The sequence below is a fragment of the Micromonospora sp. MH33 genome, assembly GCF_003013775.1.
Taxonomy (GTDB): domain Bacteria; phylum Actinomycetota; class Actinomycetes; order Mycobacteriales; family Micromonosporaceae; genus Micromonospora; species Micromonospora fulviviridis.
Map to the genome: position 1 here is coordinate 1 of NZ_MUYZ01000098.1, position 20,288 is coordinate 20,288.

A 20,288-nucleotide genomic window follows, 5' to 3' on the forward strand; every position below is an offset into this window, starting at 1 on the left:
GCCGGGGCGGGCTCCGTCGGGGAGCCACCCGCCCGGTAGGTGTTGCCGGTGGCCGGCGTGCTCGGCCGTTCCCCGTCCGGGGGTGGCGCGGTGGCGCCGGCGACGCTGACCCGGGCCCGGGCCACGGCCACCGGAGGGGCCTGGCCCGGACGCCCCTCGGTGGGGCCGGCCGGCCGGTCGGCGGCGTCGGGGACGGATCCGGGGTGGACCGTCTCCGCCGGAACGTCGTGCTCGCCCATCTCGCCCCTCCGCGCCCACGCTCGCCCCCGACCGTGGCGCCGGTCGGGCGTGCCTGGATCTCACCGTGCCACATTCCGGCCCGGGAGCACAGCCGGAGCGGCGGTTGGTCAGTCGGTGGCGCTCGGGCTGACCGAGGTGCTCTCGGCCGCGCTGCCCGACGGGCCGGCGGCGCTGCCGGTCGGCTGGGCGGCGCTGCCGGTCGGTGCGGCGGTGGCGCTGCCGCTGGGCGACGGGGGCGGTGGGTCGGTCGGGCTCGGCGTCGGCGTCGGCGTGGTGCTCGGCGAGGGCGACGGGGTGGGCGTCGGGCTCGACGTGCTCGACGTCGGCTTCGGCGTGGCCGTCCTGGTCGGCTTGGGCGTGCCGTCCTGGTGGGCTTCGGCGTCGCGCTGGGCTTCGGCGGGGTGGTGGTCCGGGTCGGTGTGGGGGCCGGCACCGGGGTGGCCGGGGCCGGGCCCCCGCCGATCACCCGGGTGGCCGCGTAGAGCCGGGACCACCGGACCACGGAGATCTTCACGACGTCGCCGGTCCGCGGCGCCTCGACCATCTTGCCGTTGCCGATGTACATGGCGACGTGGTGGATGCTCGTCCAGCTGCTGCCCGAGGCGAAGAAGAGCAGGTCGCCGGGGAGGAGCGCGTTCGGGTCGACGGTGCGGGAGCGGGTGGCGTAGTACTGGTCCCGGGAGACCCGGGGCAGCCCCTGGTAGCCGGCCGCCTGGTAGGAGGCGAGCACCAGGCCGGAGCAGTCGAACCGGTCCGGCCCCTCGGCCGCCCAGAGGTAGGGGTCACCGAGCTGGGCGAGGGCGTACCGCACCGCGGCCAGGGCCTTCGGGTCGGCGACCAACCCGCTGACGCTCTGGTTGACGACGTACGGGCTACCGAGCTGCTGCTCGGCGGCGTCCTCGCGGCGCTCGATCTCGAGCAGCCTGGCGGCGTTGTCCCTGCGGAGCCTGAGCAGCGCGGCTTCCTGCTTGTGCAGGTCGGTCTCGACCCGGGTGTACTCCGCGGTCTTCTCGGCGGCGCGCCGCTCGGCCGAGGCGTGCGCCTCCCGGGCGACCCGCTCGGCGGCGGTGGCCCGGGCGAGTTCGCCGGTCACCGCCGTGGTGGCGCCCTCGGCCTTGTCGCCCCGGGTGATCCGCTGGAGGTTGGCGAGTTCGCGCAGGTTGGCCCCGAACTCGCCGGGCGGCAGCGCGGCGTCGGCCTTGACCGCGTCGGCGGCGGCGGTCTTCGCGTTCTCCTGGGCCCGGACGAGCGCGTCCTGGGCCTCCTTGAGCCGGGCGGCCGCGAGGGTCAGGTCCGCCTGCGCGGTGTCCCGCTCGCCCTTGATGGCGAGCAGGTTGTCGCCGAGCTGGGCGACCTGCGCGTCGACCTGGTTGATCTGGGCGATCAGCGGGCCGTCGGCCGGGTTGGTCACCCCGGGCGTGGCGCCGGGGAGGACCGGGGTGCGGCCGGGCCCGCCCGTCGCCGTGCCGGGCAGGCCGGGAATGGTGCCGGGCAGGCCGGGGACGGCGCCGGGCACCGTGGGCAGCTGCAGGGCGCCGGCGACCCGGGGGCGGGAGCCGGTGTCGGGAACGGTGTCGGGCAGCGGATCGGCCCAGGCCGGCGTGGCCAGCGCCGCGGCCGCGACCGCCCCGAGCAGGGCGGACCAGAGCGCCGGGCGCAGCACCGGCGAGATCACCGGATTCCGGCTTCGTCGGCGTCGGCCCTGGGTGCTGTCGACCATTCCGCTCCCCGTCCCGGTCTGGTGTGTTCCGCGCGAGGTGGGCGCGGTGAGCCAGGACGGTACCGGTGTGTGTTCCGCCCCATCCTGTCTTACCTCACCAACGCAGCTATGTCGATGCGCGGAGCGTGACGGCCGACCGGGAGACCGGTGAAGTAGGTCGCTGCGGTTGACCGGGTCGCCGGTTCGTTCGAGGCGCGACGTACGCTCGACCGGGACCGCAGGTGGAAGGGACGTGGCTTTCGATGGACGCCGGACTCAAGCGCGAGCTCGAAGCGAAGGTCTACGCGGGGGAGCGGCTGACCCGCGAGGACGGGGTGGCCCTCTACGAGAGCGACGACCTCGCCTGGCTGGGGCGGCTGGCCCACCACAAGCGCACCGAGATGAACGGCGACCGGGTGATGTTCAACGTCAACCGGCACCTCAACCTGACCAACGTCTGCTCCGCCTCGTGCGCGTACTGCTCCTTCCAGCGCAAGCCGGGTGAGAAGGACGCTTACACGATGCGCATCGACGAGGCGGTCCGCAAGGCCAAGGAGATGGAGGACGAGCAGCTCACCGAGCTGCACATCGTCAACGGCCTGCACCCCACCCTGCCCTGGCGCTACTACCCGAAGGTGCTCCGCGAGCTGAAGGCGGCGCTGCCGAAGGTCAACCTGAAGGCGTTCACCGCGACCGAGGTGCAGTGGTTCGAGAAGATCAGCGGCCTGGGCGCCGACGAGATCCTCGACGAGCTGATGGACGCCGGCCTGGAGTCGCTGACCGGCGGTGGCGCGGAGATCTTCGACTGGGAGGTCCGGCAGCACATCGTCGACCACGCCTGCCACTGGGAGGACTGGTCGCGGATCCACCGGCTGGCCCACTCGAAGGGCATGAAGACCCCGTCGACGATGCTCTACGGCCACATCGAGGAGCCCCGGCACCGGGTCGACCACGTGCTGCGGCTGCGCGAGTTGCAGGACGAGACCGGCGGTTTCCAGGTCTTCATCCCGCTGCGCTACCAGCACGACTTCGTCGACTCGGCGGACGGCAAGGTCCGTAACCGGATCCAGGCCCAGACCACGATGGCCTCGCCGGCCGAGTCGCTCAAGACGTTCGCCGTCTCCCGGCTGCTCTTCGACAACGTGCCGCACGTGAAGTGCTTCTGGGTGATGCACGGCCTCTCGGTGGCCCAGCTCTCGCTGAACTTCGGGGTCGACGACCTGGACGGCTCGGTCGTGGAATACAAGATCACCCACGACGCCGACTCGTACGGCACGCCGAACACCATGCACCGCGAGGACCTGCTGAACCTCATCTGGGACGCCGGGTTCCGCCCGGTCGAGCGGAACACCCGCTACGAGATCGTCCGCGAGTACGACGCGGCCCCGTCGCTGGCCGAGCGCCGCGCCGAGCCGCAGCAGGTCTGGGCCTGACCGCACGTCGATGAGCACCGAGGAGCAGCCGCGCAGCTTTCCCCGCCGGGACGCCGAGGGGCGCATCCTCACCCTGGGCGACCTGCTCGGGGTGAGCCTCGCCGGCCTGGTGATCGGGGTGCTGGCGCTGGTGCTCTTCGAGTGGGCCTTCGCCACCATGGGCGCGGGCGGGTTCGGGCGGACCAACGGCTGGCTGGCGGTGATCCTGCCGCTCTGGCTGTTCTGGGACGACTTCCGGGCCTGGGAGTTCGGCGCCGCCCGGGTGCTCGCGGCGCTGGCCGGGATCGCGGTGGGCGTCCTCGCCGGGCTGCTGGCGGCCGGGCTCGCGGCCGGGCTCGCGGCCGGGCTCGCGGCCGGGCTGCCGCCGCTGGTCTCCGGCGCGCTGGCCGCGGCGGTGTTCACCGTGGTCTACGCGGTGATCTGGTTTCATGGCGTGCACTGGCTGGCCCGGCGGACGGGTTGAGGCGTGAGAGAGAAGGAAGTACGGGCTTGAGTGCGGCGGTCAAGTACACGCTGGGCCGGATCGGGCTGTTCGTCGGCGTGCTGGCGGCCCTCTGGTTCGTCGAGATGAACATGTTCCTGCGGCTGATGCTGGCGCTGGTCTTCTCCGCCGCGCTGTCGTTCTTCCTGCTCCGCGGCTGGCGGGACGAGATGGCCGGGGAGATGGCCGAGGCGTCGGAGCGGCGCCGCGCCGAGAAGGACCGGCTGCGCTCCGCGCTGGCCGGGGACGACCAGGCCGAGCGGACCGACGAGCGCCGCGAGGACTGAGCCGCCGGGAAACGGGGCAGCGGGAAACGACGCCGACCGCTAGGGTCGGCCGCCGTGAGTTTCCTGAATACGATCAACGGGTGGCGGACGAAGGTCTTCGTCTGGATCGGTCTGCCGGTCATCGCCGCCATCGGACTGATGCTGAGCGTCACCGACCTCGCCCCCACCTGGGAGGCGAAGAACGGTGGCGGCACGCCGGGCACCTTCACCGCGGTGCACGAGGACTGCGGCCGGCGTAACTGCGAGTGGCGCGGCACCTTCGTGGCCGACCAGGGCGGCGGCCGCCGCGCCGACGTGATCCTCTACGACGCGCCCGACGGCCTCACCGCCGGCGCCACCGCCCCCGCCCGGGACACCGGCGCCCGGGCGGGCGTCTTCTCCACCACCGGCGGCTCGACGTATCTGCTGGTCACCGGGCTCGCCCTGGCCGGCCTGGCCGCCCTGGTGGCCTGGGTGTGGATCATCGTCCGGGCGATCCGGAACCGCCGCCGGGCGAAGCAGCCCGCCGGCCCGCCGGCCTCCTTCGCCCCGTCCCTGTAGCGCGTCCCCGGGCCCGGCGCGATCCCCGAGCGGGGACCGCGCCGGGCCCGCGGCGTTCACCAGTTGGTCGAGCCCGGCACCACCGGCCAGGGCCGGTCGGTGGGCTTGATCAGGTACGCGATGCCGCCCGAGCCGGAGGCCACGGTGCCGTTCGCCCGGTGCCGCTTGGTGCGCAGCCAGATCTGCTCGAACTGCTCCCGCTTGTAGACGTTGCGCACCGCGTCGTTCGACGAGGAGGCGGGGTCGTTGACGATCACGTCACCGTCGGCGGTGAAGCCGACGATCACGAAGAGGTGCCCGGAGGTGCCGTAGTTCGCCCCGTCCAGCTCGCTGGCCAGGAAGGACTGCGAGGTGACCACCGGGATGCCGGCCTTGATGAAGCGTTCCACCTCGTCCAGCGAGTGCATCCGGGTGACCCGGGCGTCCAGGCCGGGGAAGCTGGCCGCGTACGCGGTGTTGAACGGCCAGTTGCCGGCGCCCTCGTACTCGTAGTCGTAGGTCATCCGGGCGGCGTGGTCGACGGTCGGGTCGGCGTAGCTCGGGTCGACCCAGGCGGTGTCCTGGGCGGAGGGCTTCCGGCCCCAGTACTCGACCACCATCTCGGTCGAGGTGGGAGAGCACCAGGCCTCACCGCCGTTGTCGAACTCGGGGTACTCCCCGATGTGGATGTTCTGCGAGTAGCGCGGCACGGCCAGTTCGGTGCCCCAGGCGATGCCGCCCTTGCTCGGTGCGACGGTGAACCGGTCCGGCACGTTGGAGCTCATCGCGCCGAGCATCCAGACCCGCGGCGAGGCGGTCTGCCCCGGCGTGCGGTAGAGGGTCAGCCGGAGCTGGTACGACCGCAGCAGCACCCCGGCCTGGGCGTTGTCGATCGAGAAGGTGTCGGTCCAGATGGTCGACCAGGGGTCACCCTGGCCGTCCAGCGTGGCCCGCTTTATGTCCTGGTCGCCGGAGGCCCAGCGGCCCATCACGTACCAGGGGGTCTGCTGCCCGGTGTTGTACGTGCCGTGCAGCTCGACCTGGATCCAGGTGCCGGCCGGGGTCGCGGCGTTCCACGAGGCGACCAGCTCGCTGGCGTCGAAGCCGACCGTCCGCTCCGGCGAGGTCCAGGTGGCGTACTCCCAGCTCCGGGTGGCGCCGGTGTGCTCGTCGGTGAACTCGGTGGTGCCGGCCGGCTGGCCGATGGTGATCCCGGTCCGGTGCCCCGGGATGGCGTACGTGCCCTGGTGGGTGCCGGCACGCCAGTCCGGGTACTTGGACCACTCCTGGAAGGTGATCTGCTCGTCGTGCGCGACGACCGGCAGGTTGTTGTCGGCGTGGGCGGGCGCCGTCACACCGACGAGGGCGAGCGCGGCGGCGCCGACGAGGGCGACCGCACGCAGGGCTGGTCTGACCATGTGCACTCCGTTGGGTGGGTAGGGATGGATCACCAGTTGGTGGAACCGGCCACGGCGGGCCAGGCCACCTCGGTCGGTTTGATCAGGTAGACGACGCCGCCGGAGCCGCTGCCGGTGCCGCCGCTCGCGGTGGTACGCCGGGTCCGCTGCCAGATCTGCTCGAACTGGTCGCGCCGGTAGACGTGCCGGACCGCGGCGTCGCTGGGCGAGGCCGGGTCGTTGGCGATCACGTCGCCGGTGGCGGTGAAGCCGACCACCACCATGAGGTGGCCCGCCGTGCCGTAGCCCGCCCCGTCCAGCTCGCTGGCGAGGAAGGACTGGCTGGTCACCACGGGGATGCCGGCGGCGATGAAGTGCTCCACCTCGTCCAGCGAGTGCAGCCGGGTCACCTTCGCCTCCAGCCCGGGGAAGGCGGCCGCGTACGCGGTGTTGAACGGCCAGTTGCCGGTGCCGCCGTACTGCCAGTCGTAGGCCATCCGGGCGGCGTGGTCGACCGTCGGATCGGGGTAGCCCGGGTCCACCCAGGCGGTGTCGGCCGGCGAGGGCTTCCGGCCCCAGTACTCGACCACCATCTCGGTGGAGGTGGGTGAGCACCACGCCTCGCCGCCGCCGCCGTACTCCGGGTACTGGCCGGCGTGGATGTTCTGCGAGTAGCGCGGCACGGCCAGCTCGGTTCCCCAGGCGATGTGCCCGGCGCTGGGGGCGACGGTGAACCGGACCGGCACGTTCGAGCTCATCGCGCCGACCGAGCGGAGCACCGGCGTGACCGTCGAGGCCGGGTCCCGGTAGAGGGTGACCCGGAGCTGGTACGCCCGCAGCAGCACCCCGCCGGCCGGGTTGTTGACGGCGAACGTGTCGGTGAAGACGCTGGAGGTCTTGTCGCCCTGCCGGTCGACGCTGGTCCGCCGGATGTCGCCGTCGCCCGAGGCCCAGCGGCCCATCACGTACCAGGGGGTGCGGGTGCCGGTGGTGTAGGTGCCCTGGAGTTCGACCTGGAGCCAGGTGCCGGTGGGGGTGTCGGCGTTCCACGAGGTGACCAGCTCGGTGGCGGAGAAGCCGACCTGGGTGAGCGGCGAGGTCCAGGTCCCGTAGGCCCAGGTGCGCCGGGTGCTGCTGTGCGGGTCCTTGTAGAGGATGGTGCCGACCGGGGTGGCCAGGGTCAGGCCGGCCGCGGTGCCGGTGGTGCCGGCGGCGGTGCCGGTCGACCAGGCCGTGCCGGACCAGCCCTGCCAGGTGATCTGCTCGTCGTGCGTGACGGTGGTGGTGGTCGCGCCGGCCGGCGCGGTGGTGGCGAGGAGGGCGAGTGTGGTGGCGCCGGCGACGGCGACCGACCGCAGGGATGTCCGGTCCATGGCAGCTCCTCCAGGAGAACGGCATCGTTGCCGTTCACTGTCGCTCCTGGAGGGAAGTTTCGCCAGAGGTTGCCGCATGGAAAATCATTGCCGGCATGAGGATCCGGTCGGGATGGAAGCACACACCGGGTGCTCGGCCCGCGCACCCTCGCCGACCGCAGCGCCGTCGCCCGCACCGGCGCGGCGATCGACCACTCCGAACACGGCGTGCTGCACGTCACGGCGACCACCGCCGAGGCCGCCGCGATCACCCGGCTCGGCTTCCGGCTGGAGAAGGACGTCGCCCCGGCCCCGGCCTCCGGCGCCGTCGCCTACGCCTTCCCGCCCGCCGACTCCAACTACCACGACTACGCGGAGTTGACCGCGGTGGTGAACACGGTGGTCGCCGACCACCCGACCATCGCCCGCAAGCTCAGCATCGGCCGGTCCTACGAGGGCCGGGACCTGATGGCCGTGAAGATCTCCGACAACGTCGGCACGGACGAGAACGAGCCGGAGATCCTCTTCAACGCCCAGCAGCACGCCCGTGAGCACCTGACCGTCGAGATGGCGATCTACCTGCTCAACCTCTTCACCGACAACTACGGCAGCGACTCCCGGATCACCAACATCGTCAACTCCCGGGAGATCTGGATCGTCCCCACGGTCAACCCGGACGGCAGCGAGTACGACATCGCCACCGGCTCCTACCGCTCCTGGCGGAAGAACCGGCAGCCCAACAGCGGCTCCTCGTACGTGGGCACCGACCTGAACCGGAACTGGTCGTACCAGTGGGGCTGCTGCGGCGGATCGTCCGGCTCGACCTCGTCGGAGACCTACCGCGGCCCGGCCGCCTTCTCCGCCCCCGAGACCGCGGCGCTGCGCACCTTCGTCAACAGCCGAGTGGTCGGCGGGGTGCAGCAGATCAAAGCGAACATCGACTTCCACACCTACTCGCAGCTGGTGCTCTGGCCGTACGGCTACACGTACAGCAACACCGCCACCGGGATGAACGCCGACCAGTACAACACCTTCGCCACGATCGGCCGGCAGATGGCCTCCAGCAACGGCTACACCCCGGAACAGTCCAGCGACCTCTACATCGCCGACGGCACCAGCATCGACTGGATGTGGGGGGCCCACAAGATCTGGGCGTACACCTTCGAGATGTACCCCGGCTCGGCCTCCGGGGGCGGCTTCTACCCGCCCGACGAGGTGATCCCCGCGCAGACCTCCCGCAACCGGGAGGCCGTGCTGCTGCTCTCCGAGTACGCCGACTGCCCCTACCGGGCGATCGGCAAGCAGAGCACCTACTGCTGACCCGAGGCGCGGTGGGGGCCGAGGTCCCGGCCCCCACCCACCCCTCCCGTCCGGACGATCTCCGCTGGTCGTGCGCTACGGTGGCACCGACCAACCCGCAGCGAAGCCGGTGCGAAACCGGCGCTGTCCCGCAACTGTGATGCCCCGCACGCGGCGTCGGCCTCCCGCCGGCGCCGACAACTGTGGGGACGAGCCAGGTCGCCTGCGGCATGGTCGCGACACGCGCTCTCGAGGAAGGGCGCCTCGCGGACGGGCCCGCCCAGGCGGTCCCTGTCGGCGAAGCACCACGCTCCTCGACCGACAGGAGGACCGATGTCCAGACGTACCCCCCGGCTCTTCGCCGCCGCCCTCGCGGTCGGCGCGCTGCTCCTCGGCGGCTGCGCCGAGAAGACCTCGAACGACACCCCCGCCGCCGGCGGCAGCTCGGCGGCCGCCGCGTTCCCGGTCACCGTCGGCAAGCTGACCCTGGACAAGCGCCCCGAGAAGATCGTCTCGCTGTCGCCGTCGGCGACCGAGATGCTCTTCGCCATCGGCGCCGGCAAGCAGGTCACCGCCGTCGACGACCAGTCGAACTACCCGGCGGAGGCGCCGAAGAGCGACCTCTCCGGCTTCCAGCCGAACGCCGAGGCGATCGCCGGCAAGAGTCCCGACCTCGTGGTGCTCTCCAACGACACCAACAAGATCGTGGACCAGCTCACCACGCTGAAGATCCCGGTGCTGCTCACCCCGGCCGCGGCCACCCTGAACGACACGTACCAGCAGATCGGCGACCTGGGCAAGCTCACCGGCCACCCGGCCGAGGCGGACGCCGTCACGAAGAAGATGAAGGACGACGTCGCGGCGCTCACCAAGGACCTGCCGCGGCGGGCGAAGCCGCTCACCTACTACCACGAGCTCGGCCCGGAGCTGTACAGCGTGACCAGCAAGACCTTCATCGGCTCGCTCTACGCGCTCGCCGGGCTGCAGAACATCGCCGACCCGGCGGACGCCGACGGCAAGAGTGGCGGCTACCCGCAGCTCTCCCAGGAGGTCATCGTCAAGGCCAACCCCGACTTCGTCTTCCTGGCCGACACCAAGTGCTGCAAGCAGAACGCGGAGACCGTCAAGGCGCGCAGCGGCTGGGCCGGCGTCACCGCCGTGAAGAACAACCAGGTCGTCGCCCTGGACGACGACATCGCCTCGCGCTGGGGCCCGCGCGTGGTCGACCTGCTCAAGGCGATCGTCGACGCCACCGCCAAGGTCCCGGCCTGACGGTGACCGTGCGACCGGCGGACAACGCTCACCGGCCGGCCGGGACGCCCGACGCGTCCCGGCCGTCCGGCCTGCCCGACACGGACCCGCCCGGAGTGGCGGAGGAGCGGCCCGACGTGGCCCCGTCCGGACCGGGTGCGTCCGGGGTCGCGGAACGACCGCCGGCCGGACCGGGTGCGACGGTCCGGCCGGCGGGGCTCCGTACCCGCTGGCTGCTCGCCGGACTCGGCGCGGTGCTGGTCGCGCTGGTGGCCGGCGTCTCGCTCGGCCCGGTCAGCCTGCCCCCGGGCAGCGTCGCCGCCGAGCTGCTCAACCTGCTGCCCGGGGTGCATTTGCACAGCGGGCTCAGCGAGCGGGAGATCGCCATCGTCACCGAGCTGCGGCTGCCGCGGGTCGTGCTCGGCCTGCTCGTCGGCGCCCTGCTCGCCCTGGCCGGCGGCTGCTACCAGGGCGTCTTCCGCAACCCGCTGGCCGACCCGTACCTGCTGGGCGTGGCGGCCGGGGCGGGGCTGGCGGTGACCGCCGTGATCGCGCTCGGCGCCGGGGCCGGCGGGTCGTTGACCGCCATGCCACTCACCATCCCCCTCGCCGCGTTCGTCGGCTCGCTCGGCGCGGTCGTCATGACGTACCTGCTCGGCGCGGCCGGCGGGCGGGACCGGTCACCGGCCACACTGATCCTGGCCGGGGTGGCGGTCTCGGCGTTCCTCGCCGCCGGGCAGACCTACCTGCTGCAACGGCACTCGGACAGCATCCAGCAGGTCTACTCCTGGTTGCTCGGGCGGCTGGCCACCGCCGGCTGGCACGACGTCCGGCTGGTCCTGCCCTACTTCGCGCTCACCGCCGTGGTGGTGCTGCTGCACCGGCGCGAGCTGGACGTGCTCTCCGTCGGCGACGACGAGGCCGCCAGCCTCGGGCTGCACCCGCAGCGCTCCCGCTACCTGCTGATCGCCGCCGCCTCGCTGGGCACCGCCGCCGCGGTCTCCGCCTCCGGCCTGATCGGCTTCGTCGGCATCATCGTGCCGCACACCGTACGGCTGCTCGCCGGGTCGAGCTACCGGGTGATCCTGCCGCTGTCGATGCTCTTCGGCGGGGCCTTCCTGGCGCTCACCGACGTGGTCGCCCGGACCGCCGCCGCCCCTGCCGAGATCCCGATCGGCGTGGTCACCGCGCTGCTCGGCGGCCCGTTCTTCGTGCTGGTCCTGCGCACCGCCCGCCGGGTGCTCACATGAGCGCGCCCGCCGTGGAGCTGCGCGGCCTGCGGGTCGAGCTGGGCGGCACGCCGATCCTGGCCGGCGTGGACCTGGCGGTCGCCGTGGGCGAGTGGGTCACCGTGATCGGCCCGAACGGCGCCGGCAAGTCGACCCTGCTGCGCGCCGTCGGCGGCCTGCTGCCCGCGCCGGGCGCGGTCTCCCTCTTCGGTACGCCGATCAACTCCCTCCGCCGCCGCGACCGGGCCCGGGTTGTGGCCACCGTGGCGCAGTCCCCCGTGGTGCCGGCCGGCATGTCGGTCTTCGACTACGTGCTGCTGGGGCGTACCCCGTACATCCCGGCGCTGGGTCGGGAGTCGGCCGCCGACCTGGCCGCCGTGCACGAGGTGCTGGACCGGCTGGACCTGGGCGGGTTCGGCCGCCGCGAACTGGCCACCCTCTCCGGCGGCGAGCGGCAGCGGGTCTTCCTGGCCCGGGCGCTGGCCCAGGGCGCCACCCTGCTGCTGCTCGACGAGCCGACCAGCGCGCTGGACATCGGCCACCAGCAGGAGGTGCTGGAGCTGGTCGACCAGCTCCGCCGGCAGCACGAGCTGACCGTGCTCGCCACCATGCACGACCTCTCGATCGCCGGGGAGTACGCCGACCGCCTGGTCCTGCTCGCCGAGGGTCGGGTCGCCGCCGCCGGCCCGCCGCAGGAGGTCCTCACCGAGGCCCTGCTGGCCCGCCACTACCGCGCCAACGTCCGGGTCATCCCCGGCGACCACGGCCCCCTCGTGGTCCCCGTCCGCCCCCGCTGACCGAGCTGCTCAGCGCAGGGCGGTGACGGAGAAGAGCGCGCCCTGGGGGTCGCGGAGTGCGGCGCTCCGGCCGGCCGGGTTGTCCCGGGGCGGGACGAGGATGGTGCCGCCCAGCTCGGCGGCGCGGGCCGCGGTGGCGTCGGCGTCCTCGACGGCGAAGTAGACCGTCCAGTACGCGGGCAGGTCCTGCGGCAGCGGCTCCAGCTGCGGCATCATGCCGGCGACGATCCGGGCGCCGCACCGCCACCCGGTGTAGGTGACCGGGCCCGTCGGCTGCTCCTCGGGGTGCCAGCCGAAGACCAGCGCGTAGAAGTCCTTCGCCCGGTCGGGGTCGGGGGTGACCAGCTCGTTCCAGCACATCGAGCCGGGAGCGTTGAACAGTTCCGCCCCGCGCATCGCCATCGGCTGCCAGACGCTGAACACCGCCCCGGCCGGATCGGAGAGAACCGCCATCCGGCCCTGCTCGAAAACGTCGAACGGCGAGACCACCACCTGGCCGCCGGCCGCCTCCACCCGGGTGGCGACCAGGTCCGCGTCGTCGGTCGCCACGTACGTCGACCAGATCGGCACCTGCTCGGGGGCGGCCGGCGGCCCGGCCCCGGCCACGGCCCGGCCGTCCTTGAGGAAGGTGGTGTAGCCGCCGGCGGTCGGCTCGTCGGACACCCGGCCGGTCCAGCCGAACAGTTCCGGGTAGAAGCGCTTCGCGTCGTCCAGCCCGGGGGTCGCCAGGTCGGTCCAGCAGGGCGTGCCGGGCTCCACGCCGTCCACGCTGACCCCTCTCGCCGGGGGCGGCCCCGCTGGCACGCCCTGCCGGCATCGTGGCACCGCCGCGCCCACCGCCGGGCCGGATTCGGACAAAAGCTCAGGTGAAGCGGCGTCCCTCGTCCCGTCGGTACGCCCACCCGGCGACCGCCGCGAGCGCCACCACCCAGACGACCAGCATCACCATGGCCCGCGGGTCGGGCCGCCAGTCGGTGACGGCCGCCCAGATCAGCTCGACCGCGCCCCGGGTCGGCAGGTAGGGGGCGACGGCCTTGATGAAACCGGGCGCGTCGTCCGGGCCGGAGAGCAGGCCGCCGCCGAAGGCCAGCGGGAAGAACACCACCTGGGCCACCACGATCGCCGCCTTGCTGGGCAGCGAGTAGCCGATCGCCATGCCCAGCAGGGTGAACGGCACCGAGATCACCGCGACGGCGGCGAGGCCGAGCAGGAACTGCGCCGCGGTCACCCGGGCCGCGGTGGCGACCGCGGCGATCACCACCACCGGGATCATCGAAAGGTAGGTCAGCACCAGGCCGGCCAGGATCCGTCCGGCCAGGCGTGGCGCCGGCCCGGCCGGCAGGGTGCGGGTGTACGGGTTCCAGGGCTGGTCGCGGTCCTCGGCGACGCCCACGCCGTACTGGAAGATGTTGGCGCTCATCACCGCGAAGGTGACCATGGCGGCAGTGGCGTAGGTGGCGCCGACAGCGTCGTCGCCGGCGAACGGCACCACGAAGAAGAGCATGGCGGCAGCGGGGAAGAAGGCGCTGCCGACCACCGCGACCGGGATCCGGACGATCTCCAGAAGCTGGTAGCGGGCGTGGACCAGGGCGAGCGGCACGGCGGTCTCCTAGGCGGGGGTGGGTGCGGGCCGGTCGTCGGCGGTGAGGGTGAGGAACGCCTCCTCCAGCGAGGTGGGCCGGACCTCCAGGTCGCGGAACGTCACGCCGGCGGTGACGAGGTCGCGGACGAGCTGGTCGGCGTCCGTGGTGAGCAGGTGGGTACGGCCCTCGGCGTGCTCGGTGGCCACCACGCCGGGCAGCGGCGGCAGGTCGTCGGCGACCAGGCTGACCCGGCGTACGCCGACGATGCCGCGGATCGCCGTCACGGAGTCGTCGGCGAGCACCCGGCCGTGCCCGATCACCACCACCCGCTGCGCCAGCGCCTCCACCTCCTCCAGGTAGTGGCTGCTCAGCAGGACCGTTCCGCCCTCCGCGTGGAAGCTCCGGACGGCCTCCCACAGGGTGTGCCGGGCCTCCACGTCCAGCCCGGTGGTGGGCTCGTCGAGGACCACGAGGCGGGGCCGGCCGACGAAGGCGAGCGCCACGGCGAGCCGGCGGCGCTGCCCGCCGGAGAGGCCACCGGTCTGCCGGCGCACCTGGTCGGTGAGGCCGAACCGGTCGAGCAGCTCGTCCCGGGGCACCGGGTCGGGGTAGTGCGCGGCCACGAAGTCGACCACCTCGCCGACGCGCAGCGTGCCGGGCAGGCCGGTCTCCTGCGGGGTCACCCCGAGCTGCCGCCGGCTCGCCGGGTCGCGCGGGTCGCCGCCGAGCAGCTCGACCCGGCCGGCGGTGGGGCGGCGCAGTCCGACCAGCAGGTTGAGCAGGGTGCTCTTGCCGGCACCGTTCGGGCCGAGCAGGCCCACCAGCTCCCCGGCGCGGACCGTCAGGTCGACCCGGTCCAGGGCCAGCACCTCGCCGTAGCGGCGGCTGACCTGGTCGGCGCGGGCCAGGATCATCTTCAGGCTCCTCAGGGGTTGCGGTCCCGGACGGGTATTCCCTCACCTGTGTACCGTGCCGGCGCGAGTTCCACCGCCCCGCGCGGGCGGTGCCGATCGCCTACTGTGGTGATCCCGTTCTCCGGCCGCGCCGGCGACGGGTGACCACCGACTGGACACTGGGGAGGGTCCGTTGACGAGTCCGAGCAGGAACCTGGAGGTCCAGCCGGAGGCGCTGAGCGCCTTCGCCGCCGCGTCCCGGGACCGCGCCGGCCGCTTCCGCGAGCTGCGCCGGGTCTTCCACGACGGGCACGTCCCCCGGCACGCCTTCGGCATCATGCCGGCGTCGTTCAGCCTGGCCGCCGCGTACGCCGAGCAGTTCGAGGCGTGCCTGCAGGGGCTGGAGGACGGTGCCGAGGTGATGGCCGACATCGCCGAGGGGATCAGCGACACCGCGGACGCCTACACGGGGACCGACGTGGCGACCACCGACATGTTCACGCCGGGCGCCTGAGGGGACCTGATGAGCACCGAGGCGTTGCAGCGCAACAAGACCTACTTCGAGCAGATCGTGTCGGGCACGCCCGACCCGTTCAAGCCGCTCTCCAACGCGGTGCTCTGGCCGTTCGAGCAGCTGCTGGAACTGGTCGCCGGCGAGCCGGACGACCTCATGCGGGCGGCCCAGCTCGCGCTCACCACGGGCGAGGCGGTCCGGCAGATCGCGGGCGACCAGATCGCGGACCGGCCCGGCTGCGCGGCGCGTGGGACGGTGACGCGGCGGAGAAGTTCCACGCCTCGATGGAGTCCGTCGAGGAGGCGATCGAGGAGCTGGCCAAGGGGCTGGACGGCACCAAGGAGGTGCTGGTCGACGCGGCGAACGCGGCGGTCGACGCGTTCAACCTGCTGGTCGAGCTGATCCTGGAGTTACTGCTCTGGTTCCTCACCGAGGTGATCATCGCGGCGGTGGCCGCCGTGCTGAGCGCGGGCGTGACGCTGGCCGCCACGGTGGTCCGGGTGCTGGCCCGGCTGGCCACCACGGTCGGCCGCATGGTCAAGATCGTGGCCCGGTTCGCGGAGATCCTCACCAAGCTGGTCACCAAGCTGGAGCGGGTCGCCGCGCTGCTCATGAAGTACCGCAAGGTGGTGCTGGAGCTGAAGCAGGCCAAGAAGGCGTACCGGCTCTGGAACAAGTCCGGCTACGGCCGAGAGGCGTTCACGTTCATGGCGAAGCGGACCGCCATCCTCTTCCCTGGCAAGTTCGCCATCAACCAGGCGTCCCCGGTGAACATCCCCGGAGTCGGCGGCGCGCTGCTCGATACGGGGGTCGGCCTGCACGACGTCTCCGACGGCCACAAGGACCGCAACTACCTGGTGGACGGCACGTACTCGGAGGACCTGGGGCCGTACACCAAGGGTGTGCAGAACGTCTTCGACTCGATCGTGAACTGAGAGGCAGCCATGACCTTCCCGGCCCTGGACCGGATCGAGGCGCTGGCCCGCAACCTGGACGGGTGGCAGCGTGAGCTCGGCGCGCGGATGGCCGAGCTGGAGCAGAGCAGCGCCGAGGGTGTGAGTGATTCCGGCCTGGTGACCGTCACCGCGGCCGCCGACGGCAAGATCCTTTCCACCGAGATCAACGCGCGGGCCATGCGGTTCGACTCCTACACCCTCGCGGAGGAGTTCACCGCGGCGGCGAACCGTGCCCAGGAGGCCGCCGCCGCCCGCGTCCGGGAGATCGTCGGCGAGGTGATGGGCAACACGCCGGCGGCGGACCGGCCCAGCGACGACGGCTACGGCCACGATCGATACTGAGCCGATGGAGGGCACCGGATACCGCGACCGGATCGGCCAGCTCGTCGAGCCGGGCGAGCGGGTGCTGGCGTACGCGAAGGCCGACGCGGCCCACGGGGCACCGCCGCCTCCGCCGCCCGATGCGGCGAAGCCGGAGGCGCCCGCCGGCGGGGTGAGCGTCGGAGCGGTGCTGCTCAACCTGATCTCTCCGCTGATCAGTTGGGCGTGGGGCGACCGGCTGGTCGACCGGGTGATCTGGGGGATCGCCGGGCGCGGCGCCCCGGGCTCCGCCGCCTCCCGGCTGCGCCACGCGCTGCACCCACCCAAGCCGGACCTGGCGGCACGGGACATCCTGCTGGTGGCCACCGACCGGCGGCTGCTGGTCTGTGTGAGCGGGCCCATGAAGCTGCTGTCCAGCCGGGCGGACGACGAGCGGTCCGTGGCGGAGACCGGGATCGCCTGGTCGGCGTCGCGCGCGGAGGTGGCGTCGGCCCGGGTGGGCTGGCACCGGCTCAACCCGAAGCGGCTGCGGCTCGACTTCACCGACGGCTCCTGGCTGGCGTTCACCGTGCCGATCGCCGAGTCGGGCCGGCCGCTGCGCGACGTCGCGGCCGCCCTCGCCGGCTGAGCCCGGGCCCGGCCGGTCAGCCGCTCGCCGGCTGAGTGGCCGCCTTCCGGGGCCGGTCAGCCAGCCAGCGGCGCGGGCAGCGGCTCACGGTGCAGCACGGCCAGCCGGGACACCGCCCGGGTCAGCACCACGTAGAGGCGGTGCCGGCCGCCCCGCCCCGCGGCCCCCGGCCCGGCCCGCTCGACGCCCCCCACCCGGCCGTTCTCCCGCGCCCTCTCCAGGGCCGCCGCGGACCCCCCGAGACCCGCCGCGGCCCCCCCGTCGTCGGCGGTCGCGGTCGGGACGCCCGCGTCGGCGAGGGCCGCGCGGAGCCCGTCCACCGCGCCGTCGGCGGCGATCACGCCGACCGAGCCGTCGTGCGCCAGCGCCGCCCGCACCTCGGCCACCGCGGCGGCCGTCAGGTCCTCGACGGTACGCACGTCGAGCGTCCCGTCGCGGCGCAGCGACTGCGCCGGTGGCACGTCGACGGCGAGCGCCGGCAGCAGCCGGTTCGCGAACGCCACCACGGCGGCCGGCACCCGGAAGCCGACGCTCAGCGGCACCACCGCCGCGTCCGGCTTGCCCAGGTGGGCCAGGGACTCCCGCCAGTCGGTGGCCGCCCAGGGCGCGGTGCCCTGCGCCAGGTCGCCGAGGAGGGTGATCGAGCCGTGTTCGCTGCGCCGGGCGATGGCCCGGCACTGCATCGGGGAGAGGTCCTGCGCCTCGTCGACCACCACGTGCCCGAAGCCGGCGGGCCGTTCCAGCAGCCCGGCGGCCTCGTCGATCAGCACGGCGTCGGCGGCGGTCCACCGGGTCGCCTTCGGGGTACGGCCGACCTTGCCCGACCGGAACAGCTCCTGCTCCTCGGCGGTGAGCAGGCCGTCGGCGGCGGCGGCGAGCGCCTCGGGGTCGGTCAGCAGCCGGTGCAGCAGCCCGTCGGGGGTGAGCGCCGGCCAGACCGCGTCGAGGAACTCGGTGACCGGCTTCGCCCTGCTCATCCGGCGCAGCCAGGCGTCGCTGGGCGAATCGGCCCGGCGGGCCTCGGACTGGCGTTGCAGCAGCCCCACGAGGCGGGCCCGGATCCGTTCCCGGCCGGTCGTGTACGGCAGGCCCTCGCGGCGGGTTTCCTCGACCAACCGGTGCAGCGGGTCGAGGCCGATCCGCCAGCGGAACGAGCCGTCCGACACCATGATCGGGTCGGTGGGCGTGCCGATGTGCGCGTCGACCGCGCGGCGCAGCACCCCGGCCAGCCGGATGTCGTGCTTGAGGGTGGCCACGGCGGGGTCCTCGACCGCCCGGACCGGGACCCGGGCGACCAGGTCCTCCACCGTGGCCTGCTCGACCTCGACCTCGCCGAGCGCCGGCAGCACGGCCGCGATGTACGACAGGAACGCCCGGTTCGGCCCGACGATCAGCACGCCCGACCGGCGCAGCCGCTCCCGGTGCAGGTAGAGCAGGTACGCGGCGCGGTGCAGCCCGACCGCCGTCTTGCCGGTGCCCGGGGCGCCCTGGACGCAGATCGAGTCGGCCAGGTCAGCCCGGACCAGCTCGTCCTGCTCGGGCTGGATGGTGGCGACGATGTCGCGCATCGGGCCGACGCGGGGGCGCTCGATCTCGGCGGTGAGGATCCGGCTGGCGGTGCCCAGCTCCTCGCCCCGGTCCAGGCGCTCGTCCTCGAAGCTGGTCAGCACGCCGGCGCTGAACCCGAACCGGCGCCGGACCGCGACGCCCTGCGGGTCGCGGGCGCTGGCCCGGTAGAACGACCGGGAGACCGGGGCCCGCCAGTCCAGCACCAGCGGCTCGCCCAGCTCGTCGGTGACGTGCCGGCGCCCGACGTGGTAGATCCCGACGACTTCGTCGTCGGGATCCGCGTCGCCACTGTGCCGGCCGTCGGCGTTGCCGCCGAAATCGAGCCGGCCGAAGAAGAGCGGGGTGGTCGGGTCGTCGGCCAGTTCCTTCACCCGCCGGGCCATGTGCCGGCCGAGCTGCTCGGCGGTGTAGGCGTCCCCGGCCACCTTGTCGCCGGTGGCGAAGAGGGACTCGGCGCGCTCGCGCATCCGGCGCAGCGCCGCGCGGGAGGTGTCCAGGTGGGCGCGCTCGGCGACCAGCTCGGCATCCAGGGTCTGTTCTTGGGCGTGCAGGGTCATCCACGTACTCCTCGTCACGGGGAACAACGCTGCCGCTCGCGTTTCCGACCTCGGGTCGGCGCGGTGACGTCCTGTGCGGTGCTACTCACCACGGCCGTCAGGCGGGACAGAGCAGCCTACTCCGGTCGGGTCGGCGGGCAACCGAATTTCCCCGGGCACCGGCCGGCGCGGGATCATGGGTGGCATGACCGAGGCGTGGCCGGAGCAGCGCCGGGTGACGATCAGCGACCCGCAGGTGATGCGGGCCCTGGCCCACCCGGCCCGTATGGCGATCATGGAGCATCTCAGCACGGTGGAGGGCGGTGCGACCGCCACCGAGTGCGCCGAGATCGCCGGGCTCTCGCCGAGCGCGACGAGCTATCACCTGCGGGAGCTGGCGAAGTTCGGTCTGATCGAGGAGGCCCCGAGCCGGGGGGACGCCCGGGAGCGGGTCTGGCGGGCGTTCAGCCCGTCCTACTACATCGAGTCGGGGCAGGACGCCGACTCCGAGGCGCGGGCCGCCGAGCTGGCCCTGGTCGACGCGCACCTGGCCCGGGACAGCCAGCGCGCCCGGGACTGGGTCCGCCGCGCCCCGGACGAGCCGCGCGAGTGGTACGAGGCGGCCTGGTTCAGCGACACCCTGTTGCTGGTCAGCGCCGAGGAGTTGGCCGAGCTGAACCAGTCGATCCAGCGGCTGCTCGATCCGTACCGGCGGCGGCTGCGGAAGGACCCGCCGGAGGGGGCCCGGCCCGTCGCCGTGCAGTACCGGGCGCTGCCCCTGGACTGAGCCGGGGGTTGAACGAAAAGGTGTGAAGGATTATTTTCGAAGTATGTCCTTCGCATCTGGTTCGTCGCGCTGGCCCGACGTCTGGCTCGCCACCGCCGCCCGGGGCGTCTCCAGCTGCGGGGACTTCCTCGCCGCCAGCGCGCTGACCCTGGCGCTCCAGTCGGCCGGTGCCGGCGGGCTCGCCGTCTCGGGCCTGCTGCTCGCCGCCACGTTGCCGCTGGTCGCCCTCGCCCCGCTGACCGGCCGGCTCGCCGACCGGGTGGACAGCCGGGTCCTGCTGGTCGCCGCCGGGCTCGGCCAGGCCGCGATCTGCCTGGCGCTCGCGTACGCCGGGCGCCCGGCCCTGGTCATCCCGCTGGTGGCGCTGCTCGCGGCCGGACTCGCGGTCACCCAGCCGGTGCTCGCCGCGCTGGTGCCGGCCATGGTCCGGGCCGAGGACCTGCCCCGGGCCGGCGCCCTGAACCAGACCGCCGGCACTCTGGGCGCGCTCGCCGGGCCGGCGCTGGCCGGCCTGCTC

The 20,288-nt window shown here is 73.3% G+C and carries 20 protein-coding genes, 3 pseudogenes and 1 riboswitch; of the genes and pseudogenes, 15 read left to right on the top strand and 8 right to left on the bottom strand.

What is annotated here, in order from left to right; all coding sequences use genetic code 11:
- Both B0E53_RS16810 and B0E53_RS16815 read right to left on the bottom strand, forming a co-directional pair.
- Positions 1-239 (bottom strand): annotated as a pseudogene (locus B0E53_RS16810) (hypothetical protein); the annotation flags it as partial.
- 108 nt (positions 240-347) lie between these two features.
- Positions 348-1,960: pseudogene (locus B0E53_RS16815) on the bottom strand (C40 family peptidase).
- 242 nt (positions 1,961-2,202) lie between these two features.
- Between B0E53_RS16815 and mqnE the strand changes: the two are divergent.
- Genes mqnE through B0E53_RS16835 form a run of 4 tightly spaced genes read left to right on the top strand, consistent with a single transcriptional unit; the run spans position 2,203 to position 4,680 of the window.
- Positions 2,203-3,372, top strand: coding sequence for an aminofutalosine synthase MqnE (gene mqnE, locus B0E53_RS16820; protein ID WP_107076938.1), 1,170 nt, complete (start codon positions 2,203-2,205; stop codon positions 3,370-3,372).
- A 10-nt stretch (positions 3,373-3,382) separates the two neighbouring features.
- Entirely contained in the window at positions 3,383-3,835 is a 453-nt protein-coding gene (locus B0E53_RS16825; protein WP_107076939.1) for a hypothetical protein, read from the top strand.
- Between the two features lie 26 nt (positions 3,836-3,861).
- Positions 3,862-4,140 (top strand): DUF4229 domain-containing protein, encoded by a 279-nt coding sequence (locus tag B0E53_RS16830; protein ID WP_107076940.1) that lies wholly within the window; start codon positions 3,862-3,864, stop codon positions 4,138-4,140.
- A gap of 54 nt (positions 4,141-4,194) precedes the next feature.
- A complete protein-coding gene (locus B0E53_RS16835; RefSeq protein WP_107076941.1) occupies positions 4,195-4,680 on the top strand; it encodes a hypothetical protein in 486 nt (161 codons plus the stop codon).
- A gap of 56 nt (positions 4,681-4,736) precedes the next feature.
- Here B0E53_RS16835 and B0E53_RS16840 read toward each other — a convergent pair whose 3' ends face one another.
- Positions 4,737-6,077, bottom strand: coding sequence for a C39 family peptidase (locus tag B0E53_RS16840; protein ID WP_107076942.1), 1,341 nt, complete (start codon positions 6,075-6,077; stop codon positions 4,737-4,739).
- A 29-nt stretch (positions 6,078-6,106) separates the two neighbouring features.
- Positions 6,107-7,429: a C39 family peptidase gene (locus tag B0E53_RS16845; RefSeq protein ID WP_107076943.1), complete on the bottom strand. Its 1,323-nt coding sequence runs from the start codon at positions 7,427-7,429 to the stop codon at positions 6,107-6,109.
- A gap of 123 nt (positions 7,430-7,552) precedes the next feature.
- Between B0E53_RS16845 and B0E53_RS16850 the strand changes: the two are divergent.
- From B0E53_RS16850 to B0E53_RS16865, 4 genes and pseudogenes are all read left to right on the top strand, one after another.
- Positions 7,553-8,713, top strand: a pseudogene (locus B0E53_RS16850) (M14 family metallopeptidase); the annotation flags it as partial.
- A 120-nt stretch (positions 8,714-8,833) separates the two neighbouring features.
- Positions 8,834-8,926, top strand: a riboswitch (cobalamin riboswitch).
- Positions 8,927-9,040: 114 nt separating this feature from the next.
- The gene (locus tag B0E53_RS16855) at positions 9,041-9,979 is read left to right on the top strand and encodes an ABC transporter substrate-binding protein (protein WP_107076944.1); all 939 of its coding nucleotides are present in this window, start codon (positions 9,041-9,043) and stop codon (positions 9,977-9,979) included.
- Positions 9,980-9,981: 2 nt separating this feature from the next.
- Positions 9,982-11,208, top strand: a complete 1,227-nt coding sequence (locus tag B0E53_RS16860; protein ID WP_107076945.1) for an iron chelate uptake ABC transporter family permease subunit — start codon at positions 9,982-9,984, stop codon at positions 11,206-11,208.
- Positions 11,205-11,984: an ABC transporter ATP-binding protein gene (locus B0E53_RS16865; RefSeq protein WP_107076946.1), complete on the top strand. Its 780-nt coding sequence runs from the start codon at positions 11,205-11,207 to the stop codon at positions 11,982-11,984. Before B0E53_RS16860 ends, B0E53_RS16865 begins: the two co-directional genes overlap by 4 nt.
- A gap of 9 nt (positions 11,985-11,993) precedes the next feature.
- Here the strand turns inward: B0E53_RS16865 and B0E53_RS16870 are convergent, their stop codons facing one another.
- The 3 genes from B0E53_RS16870 to B0E53_RS16880 form a co-directional block, all read right to left on the bottom strand.
- Positions 11,994-12,752 carry a VOC family protein gene (locus B0E53_RS16870; protein WP_107076947.1) on the bottom strand — a complete coding sequence of 253 codons (759 nt, stop codon included), beginning with the start codon at positions 12,750-12,752 and terminating at the stop codon, positions 11,994-11,996.
- A gap of 94 nt (positions 12,753-12,846) precedes the next feature.
- Complete coding sequence (locus B0E53_RS16875) at positions 12,847-13,584, bottom strand: ABC transporter permease (protein WP_107076948.1); 738 nt, start codon at positions 13,582-13,584, stop codon at positions 12,847-12,849.
- 9 nt (positions 13,585-13,593) lie between these two features.
- A complete protein-coding gene (locus tag B0E53_RS16880) occupies positions 13,594-14,481 on the bottom strand; it encodes an ABC transporter ATP-binding protein (RefSeq protein WP_107076949.1) in 888 nt (295 codons plus the stop codon).
- A 172-nt stretch (positions 14,482-14,653) separates the two neighbouring features.
- Between B0E53_RS16880 and B0E53_RS16885 the strand changes: the two genes are divergently transcribed.
- From B0E53_RS16885 to B0E53_RS16900, 5 genes are read left to right on the top strand one after another with little or no spacing between them, the layout of a single operon-like run.
- Complete coding sequence (locus tag B0E53_RS16885) at positions 14,654-14,974, top strand: type VII secretion target (protein WP_107076950.1); 321 nt, start codon at positions 14,654-14,656, stop codon at positions 14,972-14,974.
- Positions 14,975-14,983: 9 nt separating this feature from the next.
- On the top strand, positions 14,984-15,376 hold the full coding sequence (locus B0E53_RS39415; protein WP_246835441.1) for a hypothetical protein: 393 nt from the start codon (positions 14,984-14,986) through the stop codon (positions 15,374-15,376).
- The gene (locus B0E53_RS16890; RefSeq protein WP_246835442.1) at positions 15,259-15,909 is read left to right on the top strand and encodes a WXG100 family type VII secretion target; all 651 of its coding nucleotides are present in this window, start codon (positions 15,259-15,261) and stop codon (positions 15,907-15,909) included. The genes B0E53_RS39415 and B0E53_RS16890 overlap by 118 nt, the downstream gene beginning before the upstream one ends.
- A gap of 9 nt (positions 15,910-15,918) precedes the next feature.
- Entirely contained in the window at positions 15,919-16,272 is a 354-nt protein-coding gene (locus B0E53_RS16895) for a YbaB/EbfC family nucleoid-associated protein (RefSeq protein ID WP_107076951.1), read from the top strand.
- Positions 16,273-16,276: 4 nt separating this feature from the next.
- On the top strand, positions 16,277-16,879 hold the full coding sequence (locus B0E53_RS16900; protein ID WP_107076952.1) for a hypothetical protein: 603 nt from the start codon (positions 16,277-16,279) through the stop codon (positions 16,877-16,879).
- Between the two features lie 56 nt (positions 16,880-16,935).
- Here B0E53_RS16900 and B0E53_RS16905 read toward each other — a convergent pair whose 3' ends face one another.
- On the bottom strand, positions 16,936-19,005 hold the full coding sequence (locus B0E53_RS16905; protein WP_107076953.1) for an AAA family ATPase: 2,070 nt from the start codon (positions 19,003-19,005) through the stop codon (positions 16,936-16,938).
- A gap of 184 nt (positions 19,006-19,189) precedes the next feature.
- On the opposite strand from B0E53_RS16905, the gene B0E53_RS16910 reads away from it, so the two are divergent.
- Complete coding sequence (locus tag B0E53_RS16910) at positions 19,190-19,771, top strand: winged helix-turn-helix domain-containing protein (protein WP_107076954.1); 582 nt, start codon at positions 19,190-19,192, stop codon at positions 19,769-19,771.
- Positions 19,772-19,814: 43 nt separating this feature from the next.
- A partial coding sequence (locus B0E53_RS16915) for an MFS transporter (RefSeq protein ID WP_146167687.1) occupies positions 19,815-20,288 on the top strand: 474 nt, incomplete at its 3' end.

Coding starts and splice junctions, on each gene's coding strand:
- mqnE (WP_107076938.1), top strand. CDS start 2,203: ATGGACGCCGGACTCAAGCGCGAGCTCGAAGCGAAGGTCTACGCGGGG.
- B0E53_RS16825 (WP_107076939.1), top strand. CDS start 3,383: ATGAGCACCGAGGAGCAGCCGCGCAGCTTTCCCCGCCGGGACGCCGAG.
- B0E53_RS16840 (WP_107076942.1), bottom strand. CDS start 6,077: ATGGTCAGACCAGCCCTGCGTGCGGTCGCCCTCGTCGGCGCCGCCGCG.
- B0E53_RS16845 (WP_107076943.1), bottom strand. CDS start 7,429: ATGGACCGGACATCCCTGCGGTCGGTCGCCGTCGCCGGCGCCACCACA.
- B0E53_RS16855 (WP_107076944.1), top strand. CDS start 9,041: ATGTCCAGACGTACCCCCCGGCTCTTCGCCGCCGCCCTCGCGGTCGGC.
- B0E53_RS16865 (WP_107076946.1), top strand. CDS start 11,205: ATGAGCGCGCCCGCCGTGGAGCTGCGCGGCCTGCGGGTCGAGCTGGGC.
- B0E53_RS16880 (WP_107076949.1), bottom strand. CDS start 14,481: ATGATCCTGGCCCGCGCCGACCAGGTCAGCCGCCGCTACGGCGAGGTG.
- B0E53_RS39415 (WP_246835441.1), top strand. CDS start 14,984: ATGAGCACCGAGGCGTTGCAGCGCAACAAGACCTACTTCGAGCAGATC.
- B0E53_RS16890 (WP_246835442.1), top strand. CDS start 15,259: ATGGAGTCCGTCGAGGAGGCGATCGAGGAGCTGGCCAAGGGGCTGGAC.
- B0E53_RS16895 (WP_107076951.1), top strand. CDS start 15,919: ATGACCTTCCCGGCCCTGGACCGGATCGAGGCGCTGGCCCGCAACCTG.
- B0E53_RS16900 (WP_107076952.1), top strand. CDS start 16,277: ATGGAGGGCACCGGATACCGCGACCGGATCGGCCAGCTCGTCGAGCCG.
- B0E53_RS16905 (WP_107076953.1), bottom strand. CDS start 19,005: ATGACCCTGCACGCCCAAGAACAGACCCTGGATGCCGAGCTGGTCGCC.
- B0E53_RS16910 (WP_107076954.1), top strand. CDS start 19,190: ATGACCGAGGCGTGGCCGGAGCAGCGCCGGGTGACGATCAGCGACCCG.